Source organism: Flavobacterium sp. 2755 (assembly GCF_031455715.1).
Lineage (GTDB): Bacteria > Bacteroidota > Bacteroidia > Flavobacteriales > Flavobacteriaceae > Flavobacterium.
Window position 1 is genome coordinate 507,318 of the sequence record NZ_JAVDTG010000004.1, and the last position, 21,613, is coordinate 528,930.

The following is a 21,613-nucleotide window of genomic DNA, read 5'->3' on the forward strand; positions in this document are numbered from 1 at the left end:
CATTAACCAAATATTAACATTTAAGACTGTTTTTGTTTTATTTTCAAAATTTTAAGAATTTCAACTACTTCTTCTTTAGCAATTTTAAGATTACCGTTATTAATAACAAAATTGCTCAAAGAAATTCGTTTTTTATCATCCCACTGCATTTTCATTCTGCTTAAAACGTGTTCGCGTGTTGTATTATCACGCTTCATCACTCTTTCAATTCTTAATTCTTCTGGAGCAGTAACGGTAACTATATAATCAAATTCTTTGTATTTTCCGCTTTCAAATAAAATGGCCGCTTCGTAAACTACAAAAGGTTCGTTTTTATTTTGAGAGAGCCAAAATTGAAAATCCTTTTTTACTGCAGGATGTACAATCGAATTTAAAACTGTTAATTTATCTGCATCATTAAAAACAATATCAGCTAATTTTGCCCGGTTTAAAACATTATTTTCAAAGAGCGATTCTCCAAAAGCATTTTTTATTGCAGCAATAATTTCTGCTGACTGCATTATCTTTTTAGCTTCATCATCTGCGATGTAAACAGGAATTCCCATTTCCTTAAAAAAAGCAGTGATTGTTGTTTTGCCGCTTCCTATTCCGCCGGTCAAGCCGATAATTTTTGTCATATTATATTTTAAAAAACATACGAGGAAAAGCTTCTTGTGGTTTCTTCTTTAATAAAATCACTTTTACAAAAGATTCCAAAAATCCAGTTCCGTAACCGTAAAATTGTTTCCAAACAGCAATAACCGATAAATACCCAATTTTGATACTTTTATTTTGAATACTTGCTGTAAGAAAAATAATAACGAAATATACAAAATATAATTGTAATAAAATATCAATATTGAAAATTAATAGTAAAAAAGCTATCAATAAACCTACAATAAATACGGTTGGAAAGAAGAAAGTAAGCTTATTATGTTCTGGATACCAACTGTTTAATATTGGTCTTGCTATACCGAATTTTTTTACCTGAATGGAGAATTTTTCCCAGTCAATCCTACGTTTGTGGTACACAAAAGCCTCAGAAAAGAGTCTGGTTTCAAATCCTAAGTTCCATAAACGGATCGATAAGTCTGGATCTTCGCCGGGATGAATGTTTCCAAAGCCTTTTGAAGCTTCAAAAGCTTTCTTTGAAATTCCCATATTAAAACTTCTTGGCTGGAATTTATTAATTTTTTCAGAACCGCCGCGAATTCCACCTGTAGTTAGAAAAGAAGTCATTGCAAAATTGATTGCTTTTTGAATACTCGAAAAACTTTTCAAAGCTTTATCCGGCCCGCCAAAACAGTCCACATATTTTTCATCTAAAGCTTTACGAACTTCAGTTAAATAATTAGGTGGAATAATACAATCAGAATCAAAAATGATAAAATAATCCCCTCTCGCCTTCTGCATTCCAAAATTTCTGGAGTCGCCGGGACCAGAATTTGGTTTAAAATAATATGAGATATTCAATTTTCCTTCATAGTTCATTACAACATCTTTACAAGGAATCGATGATCCGTCTTCAACTAGAACAATTTCAAAAGGTTCGTTGTAATCAGATTTTGTAAGACTTTCTAAAAGTTCATCAACTTCGTCCGGACGATTATACACGGGTATAATTAAAGAAAAAATCATAGCGGGAATGCGGTTTTAAGTGGAATATTTTAAAAATTTAAAATTTCAGCAAAGATAGGTTATATTCATAAAAAAACCACCAACTTTTGGTTGATGGTTTTTACTGTAAGATTTATGTTTTTATTTGATACTGTCAATATTAACTACTTCATTAGCTTCTGCTTTGTAGTCAACTCCGTCAAATTCAAATCCAAATAAGTTTAAGAAATCATTTCTGTAACCTGCTAAGTCTCCAATAGCCGGTAACGTTTCTGTTGTAGCTTCTTTCCAAAGTTCAGCCACTTTTGCCTGAACATCGTCACGCATTTCCCAGTCGTCAATTCTAATTCTTCCCTTTTCATCAACAGGAACTTCAGAACCGTTGTATAATCTATCCTGGAATAAACGCTGAATCTGCTCGATACATCCTTCGTGAATACCTTCTTCTTTCATGATTTTATATAAAAGAGAAATATACAATGGAATAACCGGAATTGCAGAACTTGCTTGTGTAACTAATGCTTTGTTTACAGAAACATAAGCTTTTCCACCAATAGATTTTAAGTTATCTGTAATAGTGAATGCAGTAGCTTCTAAATGGTCTTTTGCACGACCAATTGTTCCTTTACGGTAAACAGCTTCTGTTAATGCTGGCCCAATATAAGAATAAGCTACTGTTGCAGCACCTTCTGCCAATAAATTTTCATTTTTTAAAGCATCGATCCACATTGCCCAGTCTTCACCACCCATTACAGCTACTGTGTTTTCAATATCTTCCTCGTTTGCAGGAGCGATTGAAACCTCAGTTACATTTCCTGTATGAAAATCAACTGTTTTGTTTGTAAAAGTTTGTCCAATTGGTTTTAAAACTGAACGGTGTAAAACTCCTGTATTAGGGTTTGTACGCACTGGAGAAGCTAAACTGTAAATTACAAGATCTACTTGTCCTAAATCAGCTTTTATTAAATCTAAAGTTTCTCTTTTTATTTCGTTTGAAAAAGCATCTCCGTTGATACTTTTTGCATATAGACCTGCTTTATGAGCTTCTGCTTCAAAAGCTGCAGAGTTATACCATCCTGGTGAAGCCGTTTTTCCTTCAACCGGTGGTTTTTCGAAAAATACTCCAATTGTAGCAGCATCAGATCCGAAAGCACTTGTGATTCTTGAAGCTAATCCGAAACCTGTTGAAGCACCAATAACTAATACTTTTTTTGCTCCGGCAATTGCACCTTTTGATTTGATATATTCAATTTGATTTTTAACGTTTTGCTCAGCTCCCTTTGGGTGGGCAGTCAAACAAATAAATCCTCTCATTCTAGGTTCTATAATCATACTCTTTTTATTTACTCATAAATTAATCATTATCAAGATAAATGACAACTTATGCCTGTTTTGTTTAATTATTTTTCGATGACAAATATAAAGTATTTCTTTAGTTCAACAAGGCTTTGGCGTGATTTAAAGCCGAATCTGAAACGACTGCTCCTGATAACATTTGAGCAATTTCTATAACTCTTTCGTCCTGAGACAGTAACTTTAATTCTGACTGCGTATGATCGCCTACTGTTGCTTTAGAAACTTTGAAGTGCGAATCTCCTTTTGCCGCAATCTGCGGTAAATGTGTAATCGCAAAAATCTGCATTTTGGCACTCATTTCTTTCATAATCTCTCCCATTCTAATGGCAATTTCTCCCGAAACTCCGGTGTCAATTTCATCAAAAATTAAGGTTGGCAGTTTCGAATATTGTGCTAAAATTGCTTTAACTGCCAGCATAATACGTGACATTTCCCCACCTGAAGCTACTTTTTTCAATAAGCCAAAATCGGTTCCTTTATTAGCAGAAAACAAAAACTGTAATTCATCTTTTCCGTTTTGGAAATAGGTTTCAGATGGTAAAAGTTCCATATTAAAACGAACATTTGGCATTCCTAATGTTTCTAAAATCGATATTAACTGATTTGATAATACCGGAATAGCATTTATTCTATTTTGATGAATTGTTGCTGCAAAAGCATCTAATTCTGTTGCTTTTTCTTCGATTGATTTAGATAACGTTTCGATTTCTTCTTCGATATTATCTAATTCTAAAAGTGTATTTCCTAAATCTGCCTGAATTTGAAGTAATTCGTCTACAGAATTAACATGGTGTTTCTTTTGCAGATTAAAAATTAACTGCAGTTTTTGACTCACTAATTCTAATTGTTCCGGATCGTTTAATAATTTTTCAGAAGCGTTTTGCAATTCTTTTGAAACATCATCAAATTCAATTGAAATACTAGTGATTCGTTCAAAAAAGTTTTGATATTCTGCTGAAAACGGCGCAATTTTTTGCAGTGCATTTTTAATTTCATTCAGATTATGAAAAACTCCAAACTGCTCTTCGTTTGCAATTACAAGCGATTTATCAATTGATTCTTTGATAATTTCGACGTTATTCAGTTTTTCAAAATCAGCTTCTAATTCTGCCTGTTCTCCAGATTTTAATTTAGCCGAAACCAATTCATTCAATAAAAAAGTATTGTATTCCTGCTCTTTTCCTGAATCGCTTTGTTTTTTTAGTAAAGCATTTAATTTTGATTTCTCTGATTTATACAGTTTTAACAAATTTTGATAGGTTAGAATTGTATCAAAATTATCAGCAATAGCATCAATTATTTTAAATTGAACTGTTTCATCAGACAATTCCTGAGTTTGCTGCTGCGAATGTATGTCTATTAAAAAAAGACTCAAATCCTGTAATTCCTGAAGATTTACCGGACTGTCGTTTATAAAAGCTCTTGATTTTCCCGAAGGCAAAATTTCACGTCTAATTATGGTTTCATCTTCATAATCGAGATCATTTTCTGCAAAAAAATCTTTCAAGTTGTATTTAGAAATTTCAAAATGTGCTTCAATAACACATTTTTCTTCTTTGTTTTTTAATGAAGTTAAATCTGCTCTTTTTCCTAAAACGAGTCCAATCGCTCCTAATATAATCGATTTTCCTGCTCCTGTTTCACCAGTAATTATAGAAAAACCTTTTGAAAAATCAATAGAAAGCTTTTCAATCAGAGCATAATTTTTAATCGATAGTGAAGTTATCATAAAGGGAAATTATAAAAATAAAGTGCTACGAAGAAAGGAAAAAAAATTAAGTTTTTAAAACTTAATTTGCGACCATTTTGAATTATTTAAAGGCGAAACTCTATTCAAAATATCTGTTAAGTCCGTAACAGGAATACTTGGGCCTCCTGAAAAAATAGAAACTATCTCATCTGATTTTGCATCAAAAAATACGCGGGTTAAAAATGCATTTGGTCTAACTGAATTTACTTTTCCAATAAGTAATAAAGAAGATTTTACTTTTTCTTTTGCTCCTTTTAAATCATTGCTCATGGTATCTAAACCTGTATGATATAAAAACGTTGTCTGACGTAAATCAGTATACATTGGAGAAAGCATATCTGTTATTAAATAATAACGATTTTGAAGCCCGTCTGTTTGGCTCCATCCTCTAAATCCGCCTTGCTGTGCAACACTTGCAATGTTTTGAGCTGTTTCAAAATATTGATTTCCAGCGCCGCTTTGAAACGTATCAGCATCCATACCCAAAATTATGTAACTGTAAAAAGATACTACAGATACTAAATTTGATTCGAAAACAGTTGGATTAAACAATAATGGCTCGTATTCTGTGTATCTAAAATTAAAGTCTTTGTCGTTAAAATTTAGAACTGGCGAAGAATAAGTCGAATTGTAAATTAATCTTGAAGACTGCACTTGAATAGTTCCTGTAAACTGGTCAGAACTATAGGAGGACAATGTAATATACATTGAGCAATTAATTCTTTCATGCTGTTTTAAAGCAGATCCAGATCCTGTCCAGTCTGTTTTGTTTACAAATTCAGATAAAGAGGTCTGCAGTGTTTTAAAAACCTGCTGATTTGGTGTAGGAAGCCTTTCAGTATTAATAGTTACTGTACAATTTAGCTGCTGCGCCTGAGTAAAGCCAAAAATAAAAAATACGAAAAGTGTAACTATTTTGTTCATACAAATAAAATTTTATTAGTAGCAAAAATAGAACAACTATTCTTACTTTTTATAAAATATTTTAAATCTTTATGATTTTGAAAAATGCGAAATCACTTTGTTTAAAATATCGACTGCTACAAATTCTTTCGATTTTAATTCCATTGGCTCGATATTAAAGTTTTTATCAATAAATGTTACTTTATTGGTTTCTTTTTTAAAACCGGCACCTTCATCCTGCAAAGAATTTAGAACTATCAAATCTAAGTTTTTTTTCTGGATTTTCAGCTTAGCATTTTCAATTTCATTTTCTGTTTCAAGAGCAAAACCTATTAAAAATTGATTCTTTTTAATAGCCCCTAAAGAGGATAAAATGTCTTTTGTTTTCTCTAATTCAATCGAAAACTCACTTGCATTTTTCTTAATCTTTTGCAATGCAACCTCTTTTGGTTTGTAATCTGCTACAGCCGCTGCTGCAATTGCTGCATCAGAATCATTAAAATGTTTGTGGCAGGCATCGTACATTTCCTGCGCCGACATTATATTTATAACTTCAATCGAAGGATTTTTAGCTTTATAATGTGTTGGTCCTGAAACTAAAACAACCTGTGCTCCAAGATTAGCTGCTGCATTTGCAATATCAAATCCCATTTTTCCAGAAGAATGATTTCCTATAAAACGTACGGGATCTATTGCTTCGTATGTTGGACCTGCAGTTATTAGTATTTTTTTTCCTTTAAGGGGTAATTTGCTTTCTAAATCTGCTTCAAGAAAAGCTATAATGTTTTCAGGTTCAGCCATTCGGCCTTCTCCAGATAAACCACTTGCTAATTCTCCTTTTTCAGCGGGAATAATTATATTCCCGAATTGCTTTAAGGCATTGAAACTAGAAATTGTAGAGGGATGCTTGTACATGTCCAAGTCCATTGCGGGAGCAAAATAAACTGGACATTTAGCCGATAAGTATATAGCAATTAGAAGATTATCACAATTACCTGTTGCCATTTTTGACATTGTATTTGCTGTTGCAGGAGCAATCAGCATCAAATCTGCCCAAAGGCCTAATTCAACGTGATTATTCCATACAGCATCTTCATTGTCATCGTTAAAGAAACTGGAATGTACAGGATTTTTTGATAAGGTAGATAATGTAAGCGGGGTTACAAAATCCTTAGAAGCAGGTGTCATTATCACTTGGACATGTGCACCTGCTTTTATAAAAAGTCGTACTAATGAGGCTGTTTTATACGCTGCAATTCCACCGGAAACTCCCAGTAAAATCTTTTTTCCGTTTAAAACTGACATTATACTATATTATTTGTTTGAACCTCTGTGGTAAGTTTTTCCGTCTAACCATTCCTGAACAGCTAAAGCGTGTGGTTTTGGTAATTTTTCGTAAAATTTAGAAACTTCAATTTGTTCTTTATTTTCAAAAACTTCTTCAAGACTGTCATTGTAAGTTGCAAACTCTTCTAATTTCTCAGTTAATTCTTTTTTAATTTCAGAATTAATTTGGTTTGCTCTTTTAGCCATAATGGTAATTGCTTCATACACATTTCCTGTTGGCTCTTCAATAACTGTTTTATTGTAAGTTATTGTGTTAACAGGAGCATTCGTCTTTTTTAAATCCATGACTTATTTTTATTTAGTATATTTTTGTAAATCCGTTTCAACTCTGGCATTCATTTCGTCTGCCTCTTTTTTATATTTTGTATCGCTTTTATACTTGATTAAGTTTGCGTAAGCTGTTTTTGCAATATTTAAACGTTCTTCCATTTTTGAAGGAACACTGTTTATTGCTAACTTATATGCTGAATCATATTTGTAAAACAAAGCGTCTTCTTTAAAAGGAGTCCCTGGAAAATCAGCTATAAAATTATCAAAAGCTACAAGAGCTGATTTATAATCTGAAATTGTATTGTATCCTTTAGCATTTTCGTATGCTTTTTTCTCTAATTTCCCATTCAAAACCTGCACTGTTTTATTTGCCTCAGGTATGTATTCTGAATTTGGATAATTATCAATAAATGCTTGTAATTTCTCTAAAGCTTTTACGGTATCTGCCTGATCTAAACTGTAAACCGGAGATAATTTTGAATAACTGTAAGCTCCTAAATAAGCACATTCCTGTACTTTTTCGCTTCGCGGATATCCTGAAACAAAACTTTCAAACTGGTATCCTGCCAGATAATATTGTTTTGTTTTGTAATAAGACTGTGAAAACATATAAAAAAGTTTTTCAGCCTGAGGTTTACCTCTATATGTTGGCGCTAATTGTTCAAAAAGACGAATGGCTTTATTATACTTGCCTGATTCGTACATTTTTGTCGCCACTTCGAACTTTGCTGCAACATCTTCATTTTTTAATGCCTTTTGGTAATCACTACAAGAACAAAAAAGGGCTACAACAATTAATAGAGATACTATTTTTTTCATTTATTTACTTTTATTATGATTTTCTTAGACATTATGCCAAAGTAAAAATCACACCGAAGCTTTCGGGTGCAAATTTAGTCATTAATTTAGCGACTGCAAAATAATTTTTTAGTATCTTATAATACTAACACTTTAACAATTATTTAATGCTATTTTTTACAAACTCATTTAATCTTGCTGCTAAAGCGTCATCTACAGAAACCAGAGGTAAACGCACCACATTTTCAGCAATACCAAGGGCTTGAAAGACTTGTTTTATTCCGGCAGGATTTCCTTGTTCGAAAATCATATCAATACAATCTGCTAAAAAATATTGTGTTTTAAACGCTTCAACGGCTTTTTTATTCAGTCCTAAGCGAATCATTTCTGAAAATTCTTTTGGAAAACCTTGTCCAATTACTGAAATTACACCTGCACCGCCCGCTAAAACGATAGGTAAAGCAATCATATCATCTCCGGAAATTACCAGAAAATCTTTTGGAGTATCTTTTATAAGTTTTAATGCCTGAGCCATGTCTCCTGCCGCTTCTTTTATAGCTACGATATTTTTAAAATCATTTGCTAAACGAACAACTGTCGACGGAAGCATATTACTTGATGTTCTTGCCGGAACGTTATATAATATTACAGGAAGCGGAGATGCTTCTGCAATTGCTTTAAAGTGCTGATAAATTCCTTCCTGAGTTGGTTTATTATAATATGGTGAAACTGAAAGTATGGCTTCGAAAGCAGAAAAATCTCTTGTTTTTAATTCTTCAACAATCTGCATGGTGTTATTTCCTCCAACTCCAAGAACTAATGGCAGTCTTCCTTTATTAACATCAATTACGGTGCTGATAACTAACTCTTTTTCTTCTTGTGTTAAGGTAGCATTTTCTGCTGTAGTTCCCATAACGACAAGATATTCAACTCCTCCGTCAATCGAAAAGTTAACGACACGCTGCAACGCTTCGATATCTACTGAAAAGTCTTTTTTAAATGGGGTTACAAGCGCAACACCAGTTCCTATTAATGATTGCATATTTTGATTTATAATTTTATTTTATACTTTTTAAATACTTAAACAATTCTGTAATGAAAAGTTTATACTGTTCCATTGTAGTACTAATCATCCATCGATTTAATTTTTCATCGACCGAAGAAAATCCTACTTTAAATTTTGCTTTTGACTTACTTGTGATCATCATTAAAATGGGAGTTTCCTCTTCATAATAACTAATCAAAAGATCAAATTCTGTATCGATAAATTCATTTAAAAAAACTTCTGTAATCTGCCCTCTCCAATCGATATGTTTTTTACCGAAAGTTGGTCTTGAGTACTCTTTTTTCTTGTCGAATTTACGTCTGTACGCAGCAATTTTTATGTTTTCCGGAGAAATTCCATTCAACTCAAGTTCTTTTATTAACTCTTTCGAATGTCTAAAATTACTCTCATCAACCAGCAAACCAATGGTTTGTATATTGCTTGTAAAAACCTCGTTTTTGATAGTATTCAGGTTATTTTTTAATGATTTTTTTACAAAAAATTCTCTTATATAATCTAAAAACATAGTACTTTTACGAATTACAAAATTAATTATTTAAGCCGCATTTAAAATGGTAAAACTAAAAAAGTATAACCGATTTTTAAAACTTTTTGTTATATTCTTAACACTAACTACAATAATTTCTTGCAGTCCTAAGAATTATAATTTAACGAAGATAGAAGGAAAACAGATTCCAGTCGCAGAAAATAGTGCACAAACTCCAGAAATTGAGAAATTTATTAAACCTTATCGCGATCATATTAATAAGGATTTAGACAGCGTTTTGGCATATTGTCCAGAAACTCTTGATAAAAGTACTGGAAAATGGCAGACTTCTATTGGAAATTTATTGGCCGATGTCTGCTTAGAAAGAGGCAATAAAGTTTTTCAAACGCGTGAAAATAAAAGTATCGATATATGTTTTTTAAATCATGGCGGTATCAGGGCAATTTTACCTAAAGGAAATGTTACGACGAGATCTGCTTTTGAAATTATGCCTTTTGAAAATAATATGGTTGTTCTGGCTTTAAAAGGTGAACAAATTTTAGAAATTACATCTTATATAATAAGAGAGAAAAAACCGCATCCTTTGTCTGGTATGACTTTTACTATTGCAAAAGATAATACGGCAAAAAATATCCTGGTTCAGGGAAAACCGCTTGACGTTAATAAAACGTATTATGTTGCTACAAATGATTATTTGGCAAATGGCGGCGACAATATGAGTTTCTTTGCAAAAAACATTCAGAAATATGATTTGAATTATAAACTTCGAAATGTTTTAATTGATTATTTCAAGGAAGTTGATACGATTCCGGTTCCTAGAGATATTCGTATTACAGAAGAGTAAAAAAAGTTTGCCACGAATTGCACGAATTTACACGAATTATTTTTTTGATAGTTTAAAATTCGTGGCCAAAAAAATCACCAAAATATAAAGTTCCCCGCAAAAAATATATAAAATGAAAAGAAGAGAATTTATCGAAAAAACAGCTGCAAGTACTGCCTTATTAAGTTTGGGATTGTCATTGAGCAGTTTTGGAAATAACGATATAAAACACTTAACTGTTCTGCATACAAACGATGTTCATAGTCATATAGATCCGTTTCCGGCTGATGATCCGCGTAACCCAAATAAGGGTGGCGTTTCTCGTCGTGCGGCACTTATTGAAACGATTCGCAGGGAAAATCCAAATGTTCTTTTGTTAGATGCGGGTGATATTTTTCAGGGAACTCCGTATTTTAATTATTATGGAGGTGAATTGGAATTTAAGCTGATGAGTATGATGAAATATGATGCGTCAACTATTGGAAATCATGATTTCGACAACGGTCTTGATGGTTTATACGCTCAAATGCCACATGCTACTTTTGAATTTATAAATTCTAATTACGATTTTAAAAATACCGTAATGAATGGTTTGGTGAAACCGTATAAAATTTTCAATAAAAACGGAATCAAAGTGGGTGTTTTTGGTGTAGGTATTGAACTTCAGGGTTTGGTTGACAAACAATTATATAAGGAAACAGTTTATAATAATCCTGTTGAAATTGCTCAGGATATGACACGTTTATTAAAACAGGAAGAAAAATGCGATTTGGTAATTTGTCTTTCGCATCTTGGATATAAATATAAAGATGAGCCTTCGAAAATTTCTGATTTAAAATTTGCAGAACTTACGCAGGATATTGATTTAATTATTGGCGGACATACGCATACTTTTCTTGATAAACCTACTGTTGTAAAAAACAAAGACGGAAAAGAGGTATTGGTTAATCAGGTTGGCTGTTACGGAATCAATTTAGGCCGTATCGATTTTTATTTTGATAAGGATAAAGCGCACAGCAATCAAGCGAAATCAATTATTGTATAAGGCTCTTTTATGCATTTTTATTTTTTCGAGGAAATATTCTACCATAAAGTAGTAGGCTAAAATTTGTGTTATATCACGAATTAAAACTAAAACTACAGAGTGTGAAAAGTATTCGTTGAAGATGTAGAATATATCTGAAAATATATAACTTACTGCCATTAATGACATTAATAGGGTTATGAATGTACCTTTTGTAATATAACTTACAAAAGAGAAATAACTTATATAACTGAGAATTATTCCGTAGATGATATAGATATAATCAAACTTTTTAGTGTTGTCAAATTTCATACTGAGTACTGAAATAAGCAGATAAACGATAAAAATTATTACTAAGGATATTGGCAAAATATCCTTTTTTTGTAGTTTAATTTTTTCGTGTTCTACTATAAAAAGCTTCATGATTAGGGCGTAGACAACAAGAAAACTTATTACGGCGCCAATCTCTGAAACCTCAACATCCATAAGGTCAAAAACCTGACCTATAAAGCAGAATAGAAAAATAAAGCTTTCTGTTTTTTTGATTTTGAATTCACTGCTTATTAAAAAATAAATAAAAATGGCAGGCAGCACTATTGCCTTTGCATAAATTGCAAGGAAATCTTGTTCTGTCCAATCAAAAATAATTGTAAACAGTAACGCCAGGAAGAATAAAATTAACGATGGTTTATTAGCCTTCATTCAGTTTAGTTATAAAATCATCTTCAGATAGTATCGGAATATTCAATTTATTTGCTTTTTCTAATTTAGCCGGTCCCATATTATCTCCCGCCACGACAAAGTCGGTTTTTGCAGAAATTGAACTTCCTACTTTTCCACCGTTATCTTCAATTGTCTTTTTTAAATCGTCTCTCGAAAATTGGCTGAAAACTCCTGAAACAACAAAAGTTTTTCCAATAAATTTCTCGGTAGCATTTGGGTTTATTCTTTCTACGGTTTCAAATTGAACTCCATAACTTTTAAGACGTTCAATTATGATTTTATTTTCTTCGTTTTCAAAAAATTCTATTACGCTTTTGGCTATTCTTTCTCCAATTTCATCTACCAAAATTAAATCCATTAAAGATGCCTGACTTAAAGCGTCGATATTTTTATAATGTTTGGCCAGCTTTTTGGCTACGGTTTCTCCAACAAAACGAATTCCGAGTGCAAACAATACGCTTTCAAATGGAATTTCTTTTGATTTTTCTACTCCTTTTACCAAATTTTCAGCTGATTTTTGCGCCATTCTTTCTAAATGAAGAATGTCTTCAACTTTTAATTCATATAAATCGGCGTAATTGTGCACTAAATTATTTTTGAAGAGCAGCGCCACAGTTTCTCCGCCCAATCCTTCAATATCCATTGCTTTTCTCGAAATATAATGCTGTACTCTTCCGATAATCTGCGGAGGGCAACCGTAAAAATTCGGACAGTAATGGTTTGCTTCTCCGGCATTTCGAACCAATTCGGTTTGACATTCCGGACAATGTGTGATGTAATGTGTTATTTCTGAATTTTCTGGACGTTTGTCTAAATCTACAGCGATAATTTTTGGGATAATCTCTCCTCCTTTTTCAACAAAAACGGTATCATTTATTCTAATATCCAGTTTTTCAATTTGGTCTGCATTATGAAGAGAAGCTCTTTTTACAATGGTTCCGGCCAATTGAACTGGCTCCAAATTTGCCACGGGAGTAATCGCTCCTGTGCGCCCAACTTGGTACGATATTGATTTTAATTTGGTTGAAACCTGCTCTGATTTGAATTTGTATGCGATCGCCCAGCGTGGTGATTTTGCTGTATATCCTAATTCTTCCTGAGAATGTATGCTGTTTACTTTGATTACAACACCGTCTGTTTCATAAGGTAATTGATGACGATGTATGTCCCAATAGTCAATAAAATCAAAAACTTCCTGCATGTTATTGACTAACTTGGCTTCGTTTGGCACTTTGAATCCCCATTTTCTGGCCGATTCTAATCCTTCGTATTGGGTTTTAAACGGAAGGTTATTTCCTGTTACAAAATACAATAAACATTCCAGCGGACGTTTTGCAACTTCTGCGCTGTCTTGTAATTTTAAACTTCCTGATGCTGTATTCCTTGGGTTTGAATAGGGAGTTTCTCCTATTTCGATCAATTCCTGATTCATTTTTTCGAATCCTGCATGAGGAAGAATAATTTCTCCTCGAATGTCAAATTTTTCAGGGTAATCTCCTTTTAATTTGATTGGAATTGATTTGATTGTTTTGATGTTATTGGTCACCTCATCTCCCTGAAAACCGTCACCGCGCGTTAACGCCTGAACTAGTTTTCCGTTTTCGTAAGAGATACTGATTGAAGCTCCATCGTATTTTAATTCGCAGGTATATTGCAAATCTATATTTCCTAATACACGCTGAATTCTGTTTTCCCAATCGATTAAATCTTCTTTCGAATAGGAATTATCAAGGGAATACATTCTGTATTGGTGTGCAATGGTTTTGAAGTTTTTTGTTACGGCCCCACCTACTCTTTGGGTTGGCGAATCTTCATCAAAAAATTCCGGATGTTTATTTTCTAAATCCTGAAGTTCTTTTAGTTTAATATCAAAATCGTAATCAGAAATTGTGGCGTTATCCAACACATAGTAGTTGTAATTGTGCTGATTAAGTTCGTCTCTTAATGTTTGAATGGTTTCCTGAATACTCATAAACTGGTAAAATAATGCTGATTTTGATTTGAAAATAAATGAATATCAAAATTAGGATTATTTTTGTTCAAATAACATTAAACACAAAAGTTTTATAAAATCAAAAATCAGGCAGCAAAAATTTGCGGCCTGATTTTCTCCTTGTCCATTATTCTTAAAAAAGAATTTTAAAAAACCAACTTCCAAATGGTTTCCACGTTCTATACTTTAAAATCTAATTATCAATAAATTAGACCTAAAATATAGTACTATTTTTGAATAATGATGAAATCGGAGCGTCTGTTTAACAAATGTTCTTCTTCAGTACATTTCACTCCATTTTTGCATTTATTGATTAAACGACTTTCGCCGTAACCAATGGCACTTTCGATTCTTGAAGCGTCAATTCCCTGCGAGATAATATAGTCTCTTGTTGATTTTGCTCTGTTATCTGAAAGTTTTAAGTTATAGGCATCTTTTCCTCTGGAATCTGTATGTGATTCAATTTTAATTCTGATGTTTGGAAATTTTTGCATGATGAAAACTACTTTCGTCAACTCTTCGACTGCCAAAGGTGTAATGTCGTATTTGTCGTAGTCAAAATAAATTGGTTTAACATCTACTTTTTCAACACCTTTCTTTTTTACCACTAAATCGTCATAATTGCTAAGTTCGAAATTGATATTTGGAATTTCACCTTCATTTTCTTTTGTAGTTGTTACCGTTTTTTCGTCACTGCTGTAATTTGGTTTGGCAGCAATCATATTAACCACTTTATCACAAGGAACGACAATAGCATATTTTCCTTCGTAGTTTGTTTTGGTTTCTCCTAAAACTTCTTTAAATGAATTGTAAGCCATAACGGTAACATCTGATAATGGAAGTTTAGATTTTCTGTCAACGGCAATTCCCGAAATACTTTGGTTACAAACCGGTTTTCCTTTTACAAAAGAATAAATATCATCGTCTCCTTTTCCTCCTGCTCTGTTGGATGAAACATATCCGTAACTGTCTGACTTATCTACGATATAAGCAAAATCGTCTTTGTTACTGTTTATTGGAGCACCAAGGTTTCTTGGTGTTGTAAAAGTTCCATCTGATAAAAATTTACTTTCGTAAACATCTAAATCTCCTAAACCATAATGCCCATCTGAAGAAAAATAAAGCATTCCGTTTCTGTAATAAGGGAAAAGGTCGTTACCAATTGTATTGATTTTTGGTCCCAGATTGAGTGGTGTACTCATTGTTCCGTCATCTGAAATTTTCACTACATACAAATCGGTTTCACCAAATCCGCCCGGCATATCTGATGCGAAGAAAAGCCATTTTCCATCATCGCTTAAAGAAGGATGCCCAACTGAATAATCATCGCTGCTAAAGAATACGTTTTGTGGATTTTCTAATTTATTATCTACAACATCACCTCTAACAATTTGAAAATTATTGACTTTATCGCCATCAACAACTAATTTGTTTTTCTTTAAAATGTTAGTGGTATAATAAATCGTTTTCCCTGCTGCATCAAATGTGGCCGTTGCTTCGTGATATTTACTCATCACGTTTGGAATGAATAAACTTTCGTTGAAGAGGCTTCCATCTGCAGGATTTCTTTCGGAAACATATAAATTCAGGAATGGCTGATTGTTCCAGGTATATAGTTTTTCACTAAACTTGGTGGTATCTCTTGCCGATGTAAAAACAATTTTTTCCTGATAAAAAGTGGTTCCAAAATCAGATTTACTGGTATTGATATCCAGATTTTTAATTTGATACAGCGGTTTTGCTTTCGCTAAACTATCGAGCTGCTTTTTTTGTGCAACATAACGGTTTATTTCCTTTTGATCTCCTTTTTTATCCAGATATTCTTTAGTTACTCTATCTGCTTCATCATAATCCATGACCGCTTTCATGGTTTGAATGTAGCGTAGATAGTAAATATCTGTTAGGTTATTGCCCTGAGCTTCGTATAGTTTTCTATACCATTTTAGGGCATTTCGTGCATCAGAAATAAAATAATACGAGTCTGCGGCATTTTTTAATGTTTGTGTCGACGGACTTTTAATATTCTGTAATATTTCTTCGTAAGCCTTTGATGCATCTGTATAGGAATAATTTCTAAACAAAGCATCTGCTTTCTTTAAATTAGTCTTTTGAGCAAAACTAAACGTAATGCTCAAGACTAAACTTAGGATATATAATTTTTTCATATGTTTTGTTTTTAGAAGAATCGAGGAGATTTAATTTTGCTTTGTCCTTTGTTGAATGAATAACGCAGGATGAACTCATGTGTTCCATCGTTGTATTTATTCAATTGACTGGTGGTGTAATCAAAAGCATAACCTAGATAAAAACTAGGAGTTATTTGAAAACCTGCCAGAATACTTACAGAATCGTCTGTTCTGTATGATCCTCCTATAACAAATTTCTCAGCAATCATAAAATTCGCCGATACATCAGCAGTTAACGGTGCTCCGCTTACTGCTTTTACTAAAAATGCTGGTTTGAACTTTAAATTTGGGTTCAAATCAAAAACATATCCTCCCATTAAATAATAATGTAAACGATCGTAATCTATCGATTCCTGTACATCATCATAATAGTTGTTTGAAATAAAACTTGGAATAGAGAATCCTAAATACCATTTTTCTGTGTAATAGTAAATTCCGGCTCCTACTGCTAGTTTCATTTGATTGTCTATATTTTGGTTTAGGAGAACATCATTGTTATCGTAATATCTTCCTTTTGACCAATCTATATTTAGCATTCTCATACCTGCTTTTAGTCCAAATGCTAATCTTTTTTCGTACCCAAGAGGTAATGAATAAGAGAAGTTTCCGTCAAGGTATAATTCATTTGAAGGACCAATTTTGTCGTTAACAACACTCAATCCTAAACCGATCTTTTCGTTTGAAAGCGGTCCGTGAATGGAAAACGATTGTGTTTCTGGTGCCCCTGAAATTCCTACCCATTGTGAACGGTGTAAAAGTGTGGCTTCGAGAGTGCCGGTAGATCCGGCATAAGCCGGATTTACCGCCATTGTATTATACATATACTGCGTATATTGAGGATCTTGTTGTGCACTGACGCAAACTGTAATAAAAGAACATATTAAAATGAAATACGTTTCTAATGGTTTTATATATAGTTTCATAACGATACTTATTTAGTTTAATTAATTAGATGATTAATAGAATGTTATCTCATTATTGATAACCATCCTTTTTTAACCGTTCCATCTCCAATGGTAATCACATAAAAATAAGTACCTGTTGGCAGCATATCTCCTCTATTAACTACTCCGGATACATTTGCAGTTCCGTCCCAATCGTTCTCATAGTGTGCTTTGCTGTACACTAATGCACCGTATCTATTAAAAACTTTTAACTCATTGTTAGGGAATGTTTCGATACAATCAATTCTAAACAAGTCATTAGCTCCGTCATTATTTGGAGTAAACTCATTGTAAACTGTTAAACAAATTGGCTCAACCGAAGCTGAAGCTGAATTGTTTGTTGCATCAACATCTAAAGGTGTTGAGTTTTCGATTGTAGCAACGGTTAAATAGTTTCCGCTTGAAAGCACTTCTGCAACGATGGTTAAGGTTACACTTTGTCCCGCAGGCAGTGCTGGAATTGTCCAAAGTCCTGTTGCCGGATTATAAGTTCCTGTTGATGTATTAGAGCTAACTAAATTATATCCTGTTGGTAATAAATTACTAACTAGTGTATTGATGAAACTTCCTTCACCAACATTGTTTACCGTAATTGTAAATGTTACGTTATCACCAAAATTAGGTGTTGGATTATCAACCACATTTGTAATTGTTAAATCAGAACATGTTGCTACTGTTACGTTTAAGAATTTAGTTGTGGTTTCATCACAAGTATTTGTGTAAGTAACCTCAACTCTTCCCGGTCCAATATCTGACCATGAGATTGTTGCAGATCCGTCTGCAGTTCCTCCGCCAGAAGTAATTGTTCCGTTTGTAACTGACCAAACATAATTTGATTTTCCATTTGCAATTGAATACGTTACTCCTTGGAAAACACATGGTGTGTCGTCTGTAGTTGTAAGCTGTACTAAAGCATCATTTTCAAAGGCAATTGTAATACCCAGCCTTGTAGCGCTTTCACATCCGTTAGTTGTGTTACTAAGTGCGGCAGCATAATACGTACCAACTGTTAGTAATGTTCCTGCCGGAAGTGGTGTTCCGCCTGTAGCATTGGCGTAGAATACAACGTTTGGTTCGTTAACTAAAATGTTGGCTAATGTTGGCAGTTTAGATAAACAGAACGTTTGTGTTGTATTTGGCGTTGTAATGATACCCGGAATATTTACATTTACCGCAACTGCTAATCTCGCTGGATTTTCACAATTTATAGTACTTGACACAGCTCCATAATATGTTCCTGTTACTAAAGCTGTTGTGGCTGGAAGTGCTGTTCCGCCTGTAGCAGAAGTATACCAAATCACATTTGCTTCGTTTACCTGAATATTGGCAACGGTTGGTGCATTGATTGAACAGAAATCCTGTGTTGCATCTGTTGTAGTTGGCGTTGGACTCGGATCTGTTACTGTAACTGTAACTTGTAAACGAGTTGAGCTTTCACAACCTGTTGCCGGATCTACAATATTACCATAGTAAACTCCAGATGTTAAGGTTGTAGTTGCTGGAATTGCTGTTCCGCCTGTTGCTGTACTAAACCAAGTTACATTGCTTTCGTTTACCTGAATGCTTGCAATTGTTGGTGAAGCTGTTGAACAGAAGCTTTGCGCAGCATTTGTTGTTGTTGGATTAATTGTATTTCCAACTGTAACTGCAACTAATAACCTCACGCTGCTTTCGCATCCTGTTACCGGATCCTGAATTGCTCCGTAATAATTACCTGTTGCCAAAGCTGTTGTTGCTGGAATTGCTGTTCCGCCTGTGGCAGCTGTATACCAAACTACATTTATTTCATTTACCTGAATGTTAGCAACTGTTGGTGCATTTCCAGAACAGAAAGTCTGTGTAGCATCTGTAGTTGTTGGTGTAGCAGGATCTGTTACAGTAACTGCAATTGCTAATCTTACTGCACTTTGACAATTTGTTGCCGGATCTAAAATGGCTGCATAATAAGTTCCATTTGTCAAAGCAGTTGTAGCTGGAATTGCTGTTCCACCTGTTGCTGTACTGTACCAAACAATGTTTGATTCATTTACCTGAATATTAGCAAAAGTCGGTGCATTAACTAAACAGAAATCTTGTGTTGTATCTGTTGTAGTTGGTGTTCCCGGATCACTCACGTTTACTGCAATTGCTAATCTAACATTGCTTTCGCAGTTTGTTGTTGGATTTAGAATTGAAGCGTAATATGTTCCTGTTACTAAAGCTGTTGTTGTTGGAACTGCTGTTCCACCTGTCGCAGATGTATACCAAACTATTGTGCCTACAGCTGGTGTGTTTACTTGAATGTCAGCAACGGTTGGCGCATCAACTAAACAGAAGTCTTGTGTAGCATCTGCTGTGGTTGGTGTTCCTGGATCGGTTACGCTTACGGCAATCGCTAATCTAACATTGCTTTCGCAGTTTGTTGTCGGATCTAGAATTGAAGCATAGTATGTTCCTGTTGCTAAAGCTGTTGTTGCAGGAACTGCTGTTCCGCCTGTGGCAGCTGTGTACCAAACTATTGTTCCAACAGCTGGTGTGTTTACTTGGATATCAGCAACAGTTGGCGCATCAACTAAACAGAAATCTTGTGTTGCATCTGTAGTAGTTGGTGTTCCAGGATCGGTTACACTTACTGCAACTGCCAATCTAACATTGCTTTCGCAGTTTGTTGTTGGATCTAAAATGGCTGCATAATAAGTTCCATTTGTTAAAGCAGTTGTTGCAGGAATTGCTGTTCCACCTGTGGCTGTACTGTACCAAACTATATTAGTTTGATTAACCTGAATATTTGCAAAAGTTGGTGCATTAACTAAACAGAAGTCTTGTGTTGCATCTGTAGTTGTTGGTGTTCCAGGATCTGTTACACTTACTGCAATTGCTAATCTAACATTACTTTCACAGTTTGTTGTTGGATTTAAAATTGAAGCGTAGTATGTTCCTGTTACCAATGCTGTTGTAGTTGGAATCGCTGTTCCGCCTGTAGCAGCTGTATACCAAACTATTGTTCCTATCGCTGGTGTATTTACCTGAATGTCGGCAACAGTTGGCGCATTAACTAAACAGAAGTCTTGTGTGACATCTGTAGTTGTTGGTGTTCCCGGATCTGTTACACTTACTGCAACTGCTAATCTAACGTTGCTTTCACAATTAGTTGTTGGATTTAGAATCGAAGCGTAATATGTTCCTGTTGCTAAAGCTGTTGTTGCTGGAACTGCTGTTCCGCCTGTCGCAGCTGTATACCAAACTATGGTTCCAACAGCTGGTGTGTTTATCTGAATATCGGCAATTGTTGGTGCATCTATTAAACAGAAGTCTTGTGTTCCATCTGTCGTTGTTGGTGTTCCAGGATCGGTTACACTTACTGCAATGGCTAATCTAACATTGCTTTCGCAGTTTGTTGTTGGATTTAGAATTGAAGCGTAGTATGTTCCTGTTACTAAAGCTGTTGTTGCTGGAACCGCTGTTCCGCCTGTCGCAGCTGTATACCAAACTATTGTGCCTACAGCTGGTGTGTTTACCTGAATGTTGGCAACTGTTGGCGCATCAACTAAACAAAAATCTTGTGTTGCATCTGTAGTTGTTGGTGTTCCCGGATCGGTCACGCTTACTGCAACAGCTAATCTTACCGCACTCTCACAATTTGTTGTTCCGTTAAAAATTGATGCATAATAAGTACCTGTAGTCAAAGCTGTCGTAGAAGCGATTGGGGTTCCGCCTGTCGCAGCTGCATACCAAACTATGGTTCCTACGGCTGGCGTGTTTACCTGAATATTAGCAACGGTTGGTGCATCAACTAAACAGAAATCTTGTGTAGCATCTGTTGTAGTTGGAGTTCCAGGATCGGTTACACTTACGGCAATCACCAATCTAACATTGCTTTCGCAGTTTGTTGTTGGATTTAAAATTGAAGCGTAGTACGTTCCTGTTACCAATGCTGTTGTAGTTGGAATCGCTGTTCCGCCTGTGGCAGCTGTATACCAAACTATTGTGCCTACTGCTGGTGTGTTTACTTGGATATCAGCAACTGTCGGTGCATCAACTAAACAGAAATCTTGTGTAGCATCTGTAGTTGTTGGTGTTCCCGGATCGGTCACGCTTACTGCAACAGCTAATCTTACCGCACTCTCACAATTTGTTGTTGAATTTAGAATTGAAGCGTAGTAGTTTCCTGTTACCAATGCTGTTGTAGTTGGAATCGCTGTTCCGCCTGTAGCAGCTGTATACCAAACTATCGTTCCCACAGCTGGTGTATTCACCTGAATGTCAGCAACTGTTGGCGCATCAACTAAACAGAAATCTTGTGTGGCATCTGTTGTAGCTGGTGTTCCCGGATCGGTTACACTTACTGCAATGGCTAACCTAACATTA

General features: G+C 34.4%; 17 protein-coding genes. 2 read left to right on the forward strand and 15 right to left on the reverse strand.

The genetic code is table 11. The features are described 5' to 3' along the window. Positions 1-20: 20 nt before the first annotated feature. From coaE to J2Y38_RS12535, 10 genes are all read right to left on the reverse strand, one after another. Positions 21-617, reverse strand: a complete 597-nt coding sequence (gene coaE, locus J2Y38_RS12490) for a dephospho-CoA kinase (protein ID WP_309842961.1) — start codon at positions 615-617, stop codon at positions 21-23. Position 618: 1 nt separating this feature from the next. Beyond that, positions 619-1,617: a glycosyltransferase gene (locus tag J2Y38_RS12495; protein ID WP_309842964.1), complete on the reverse strand. Its 999-nt coding sequence runs from the start codon at positions 1,615-1,617 to the stop codon at positions 619-621. Between the two features lie 120 nt (positions 1,618-1,737). Beyond that, positions 1,738-2,928 (reverse strand): enoyl-ACP reductase FabV, encoded by a 1,191-nt coding sequence (gene fabV, locus J2Y38_RS12500; RefSeq protein WP_073482174.1) that lies wholly within the window; start codon positions 2,926-2,928, stop codon positions 1,738-1,740. Positions 2,929-3,028: 100 nt separating this feature from the next. Continuing rightward, on the reverse strand, positions 3,029-4,681 hold the full coding sequence (gene recN / locus J2Y38_RS12505; protein ID WP_309842968.1) for a DNA repair protein RecN: 1,653 nt from the start codon (positions 4,679-4,681) through the stop codon (positions 3,029-3,031). 54 nt (positions 4,682-4,735) lie between these two features. Continuing rightward, entirely contained in the window at positions 4,736-5,626 is an 891-nt protein-coding gene (locus tag J2Y38_RS12510; RefSeq protein WP_309842971.1) for a DUF4835 family protein, read from the reverse strand. Between the two features lie 69 nt (positions 5,627-5,695). Beyond that, positions 5,696-6,910, reverse strand: a complete 1,215-nt coding sequence (coaBC, locus tag J2Y38_RS12515) for a bifunctional phosphopantothenoylcysteine decarboxylase/phosphopantothenate--cysteine ligase CoaBC (RefSeq protein ID WP_309842974.1) — start codon at positions 6,908-6,910, stop codon at positions 5,696-5,698. Between the two features lie 9 nt (positions 6,911-6,919). Beyond that, positions 6,920-7,237: a DNA-directed RNA polymerase subunit omega gene (locus J2Y38_RS12520; protein ID WP_007807938.1), complete on the reverse strand. Its 318-nt coding sequence runs from the start codon at positions 7,235-7,237 to the stop codon at positions 6,920-6,922. 9 nt (positions 7,238-7,246) lie between these two features. Then, a complete protein-coding gene (locus J2Y38_RS12525; protein WP_309842993.1) occupies positions 7,247-8,041 on the reverse strand; it encodes an outer membrane protein assembly factor BamD in 795 nt (264 codons plus the stop codon). A 139-nt stretch (positions 8,042-8,180) separates the two neighbouring features. After that, a complete protein-coding gene (gene dapA, locus J2Y38_RS12530; protein ID WP_309842996.1) occupies positions 8,181-9,062 on the reverse strand; it encodes a 4-hydroxy-tetrahydrodipicolinate synthase in 882 nt (293 codons plus the stop codon). 16 nt (positions 9,063-9,078) lie between these two features. After that, positions 9,079-9,591: a DUF6913 domain-containing protein gene (locus tag J2Y38_RS12535; RefSeq protein ID WP_309842999.1), complete on the reverse strand. Its 513-nt coding sequence runs from the start codon at positions 9,589-9,591 to the stop codon at positions 9,079-9,081. 46 nt (positions 9,592-9,637) lie between these two features. On the opposite strand from J2Y38_RS12535, the gene J2Y38_RS12540 reads away from it, so the two are divergent. Continuing rightward, complete coding sequence (locus J2Y38_RS12540) at positions 9,638-10,417, forward strand: 5'-nucleotidase (RefSeq protein ID WP_309843003.1); 780 nt, start codon at positions 9,638-9,640, stop codon at positions 10,415-10,417. Between the two features lie 112 nt (positions 10,418-10,529). Beyond that, entirely contained in the window at positions 10,530-11,441 is a 912-nt protein-coding gene (locus tag J2Y38_RS12545; RefSeq protein WP_309843004.1) for a metallophosphatase, read from the forward strand. Here J2Y38_RS12545 and J2Y38_RS12550 read toward each other — a convergent pair. The 5 genes from J2Y38_RS12550 to J2Y38_RS12570 form a co-directional block, all read right to left on the reverse strand. Further along, a complete protein-coding gene (locus J2Y38_RS12550) occupies positions 11,427-12,122 on the reverse strand; it encodes a hypothetical protein (protein ID WP_309843006.1) in 696 nt (231 codons plus the stop codon). The two genes, J2Y38_RS12545 and J2Y38_RS12550, sit on opposite strands and share 15 nt — an antisense overlap. Beyond that, a complete protein-coding gene (gene ligA, locus J2Y38_RS12555; RefSeq protein WP_309843007.1) occupies positions 12,112-14,115 on the reverse strand; it encodes an NAD-dependent DNA ligase LigA in 2,004 nt (667 codons plus the stop codon). Before ligA ends, J2Y38_RS12550 begins: the two co-directional genes overlap by 11 nt. A gap of 248 nt (positions 14,116-14,363) precedes the next feature. Continuing rightward, on the reverse strand, positions 14,364-16,301 hold the full coding sequence (locus J2Y38_RS12560; protein ID WP_309843008.1) for an OmpA family protein: 1,938 nt from the start codon (positions 16,299-16,301) through the stop codon (positions 14,364-14,366). A gap of 11 nt (positions 16,302-16,312) precedes the next feature. Further along, entirely contained in the window at positions 16,313-17,245 is a 933-nt protein-coding gene (locus tag J2Y38_RS12565) for a type IX secretion system membrane protein PorP/SprF (RefSeq protein WP_309843010.1), read from the reverse strand. Between the two features lie 44 nt (positions 17,246-17,289). Continuing rightward, the coding region (locus J2Y38_RS12570; RefSeq protein WP_309843011.1) for a gliding motility-associated C-terminal domain-containing protein at positions 17,290-21,613 on the reverse strand (4,324 nt) is incomplete at its 5' end.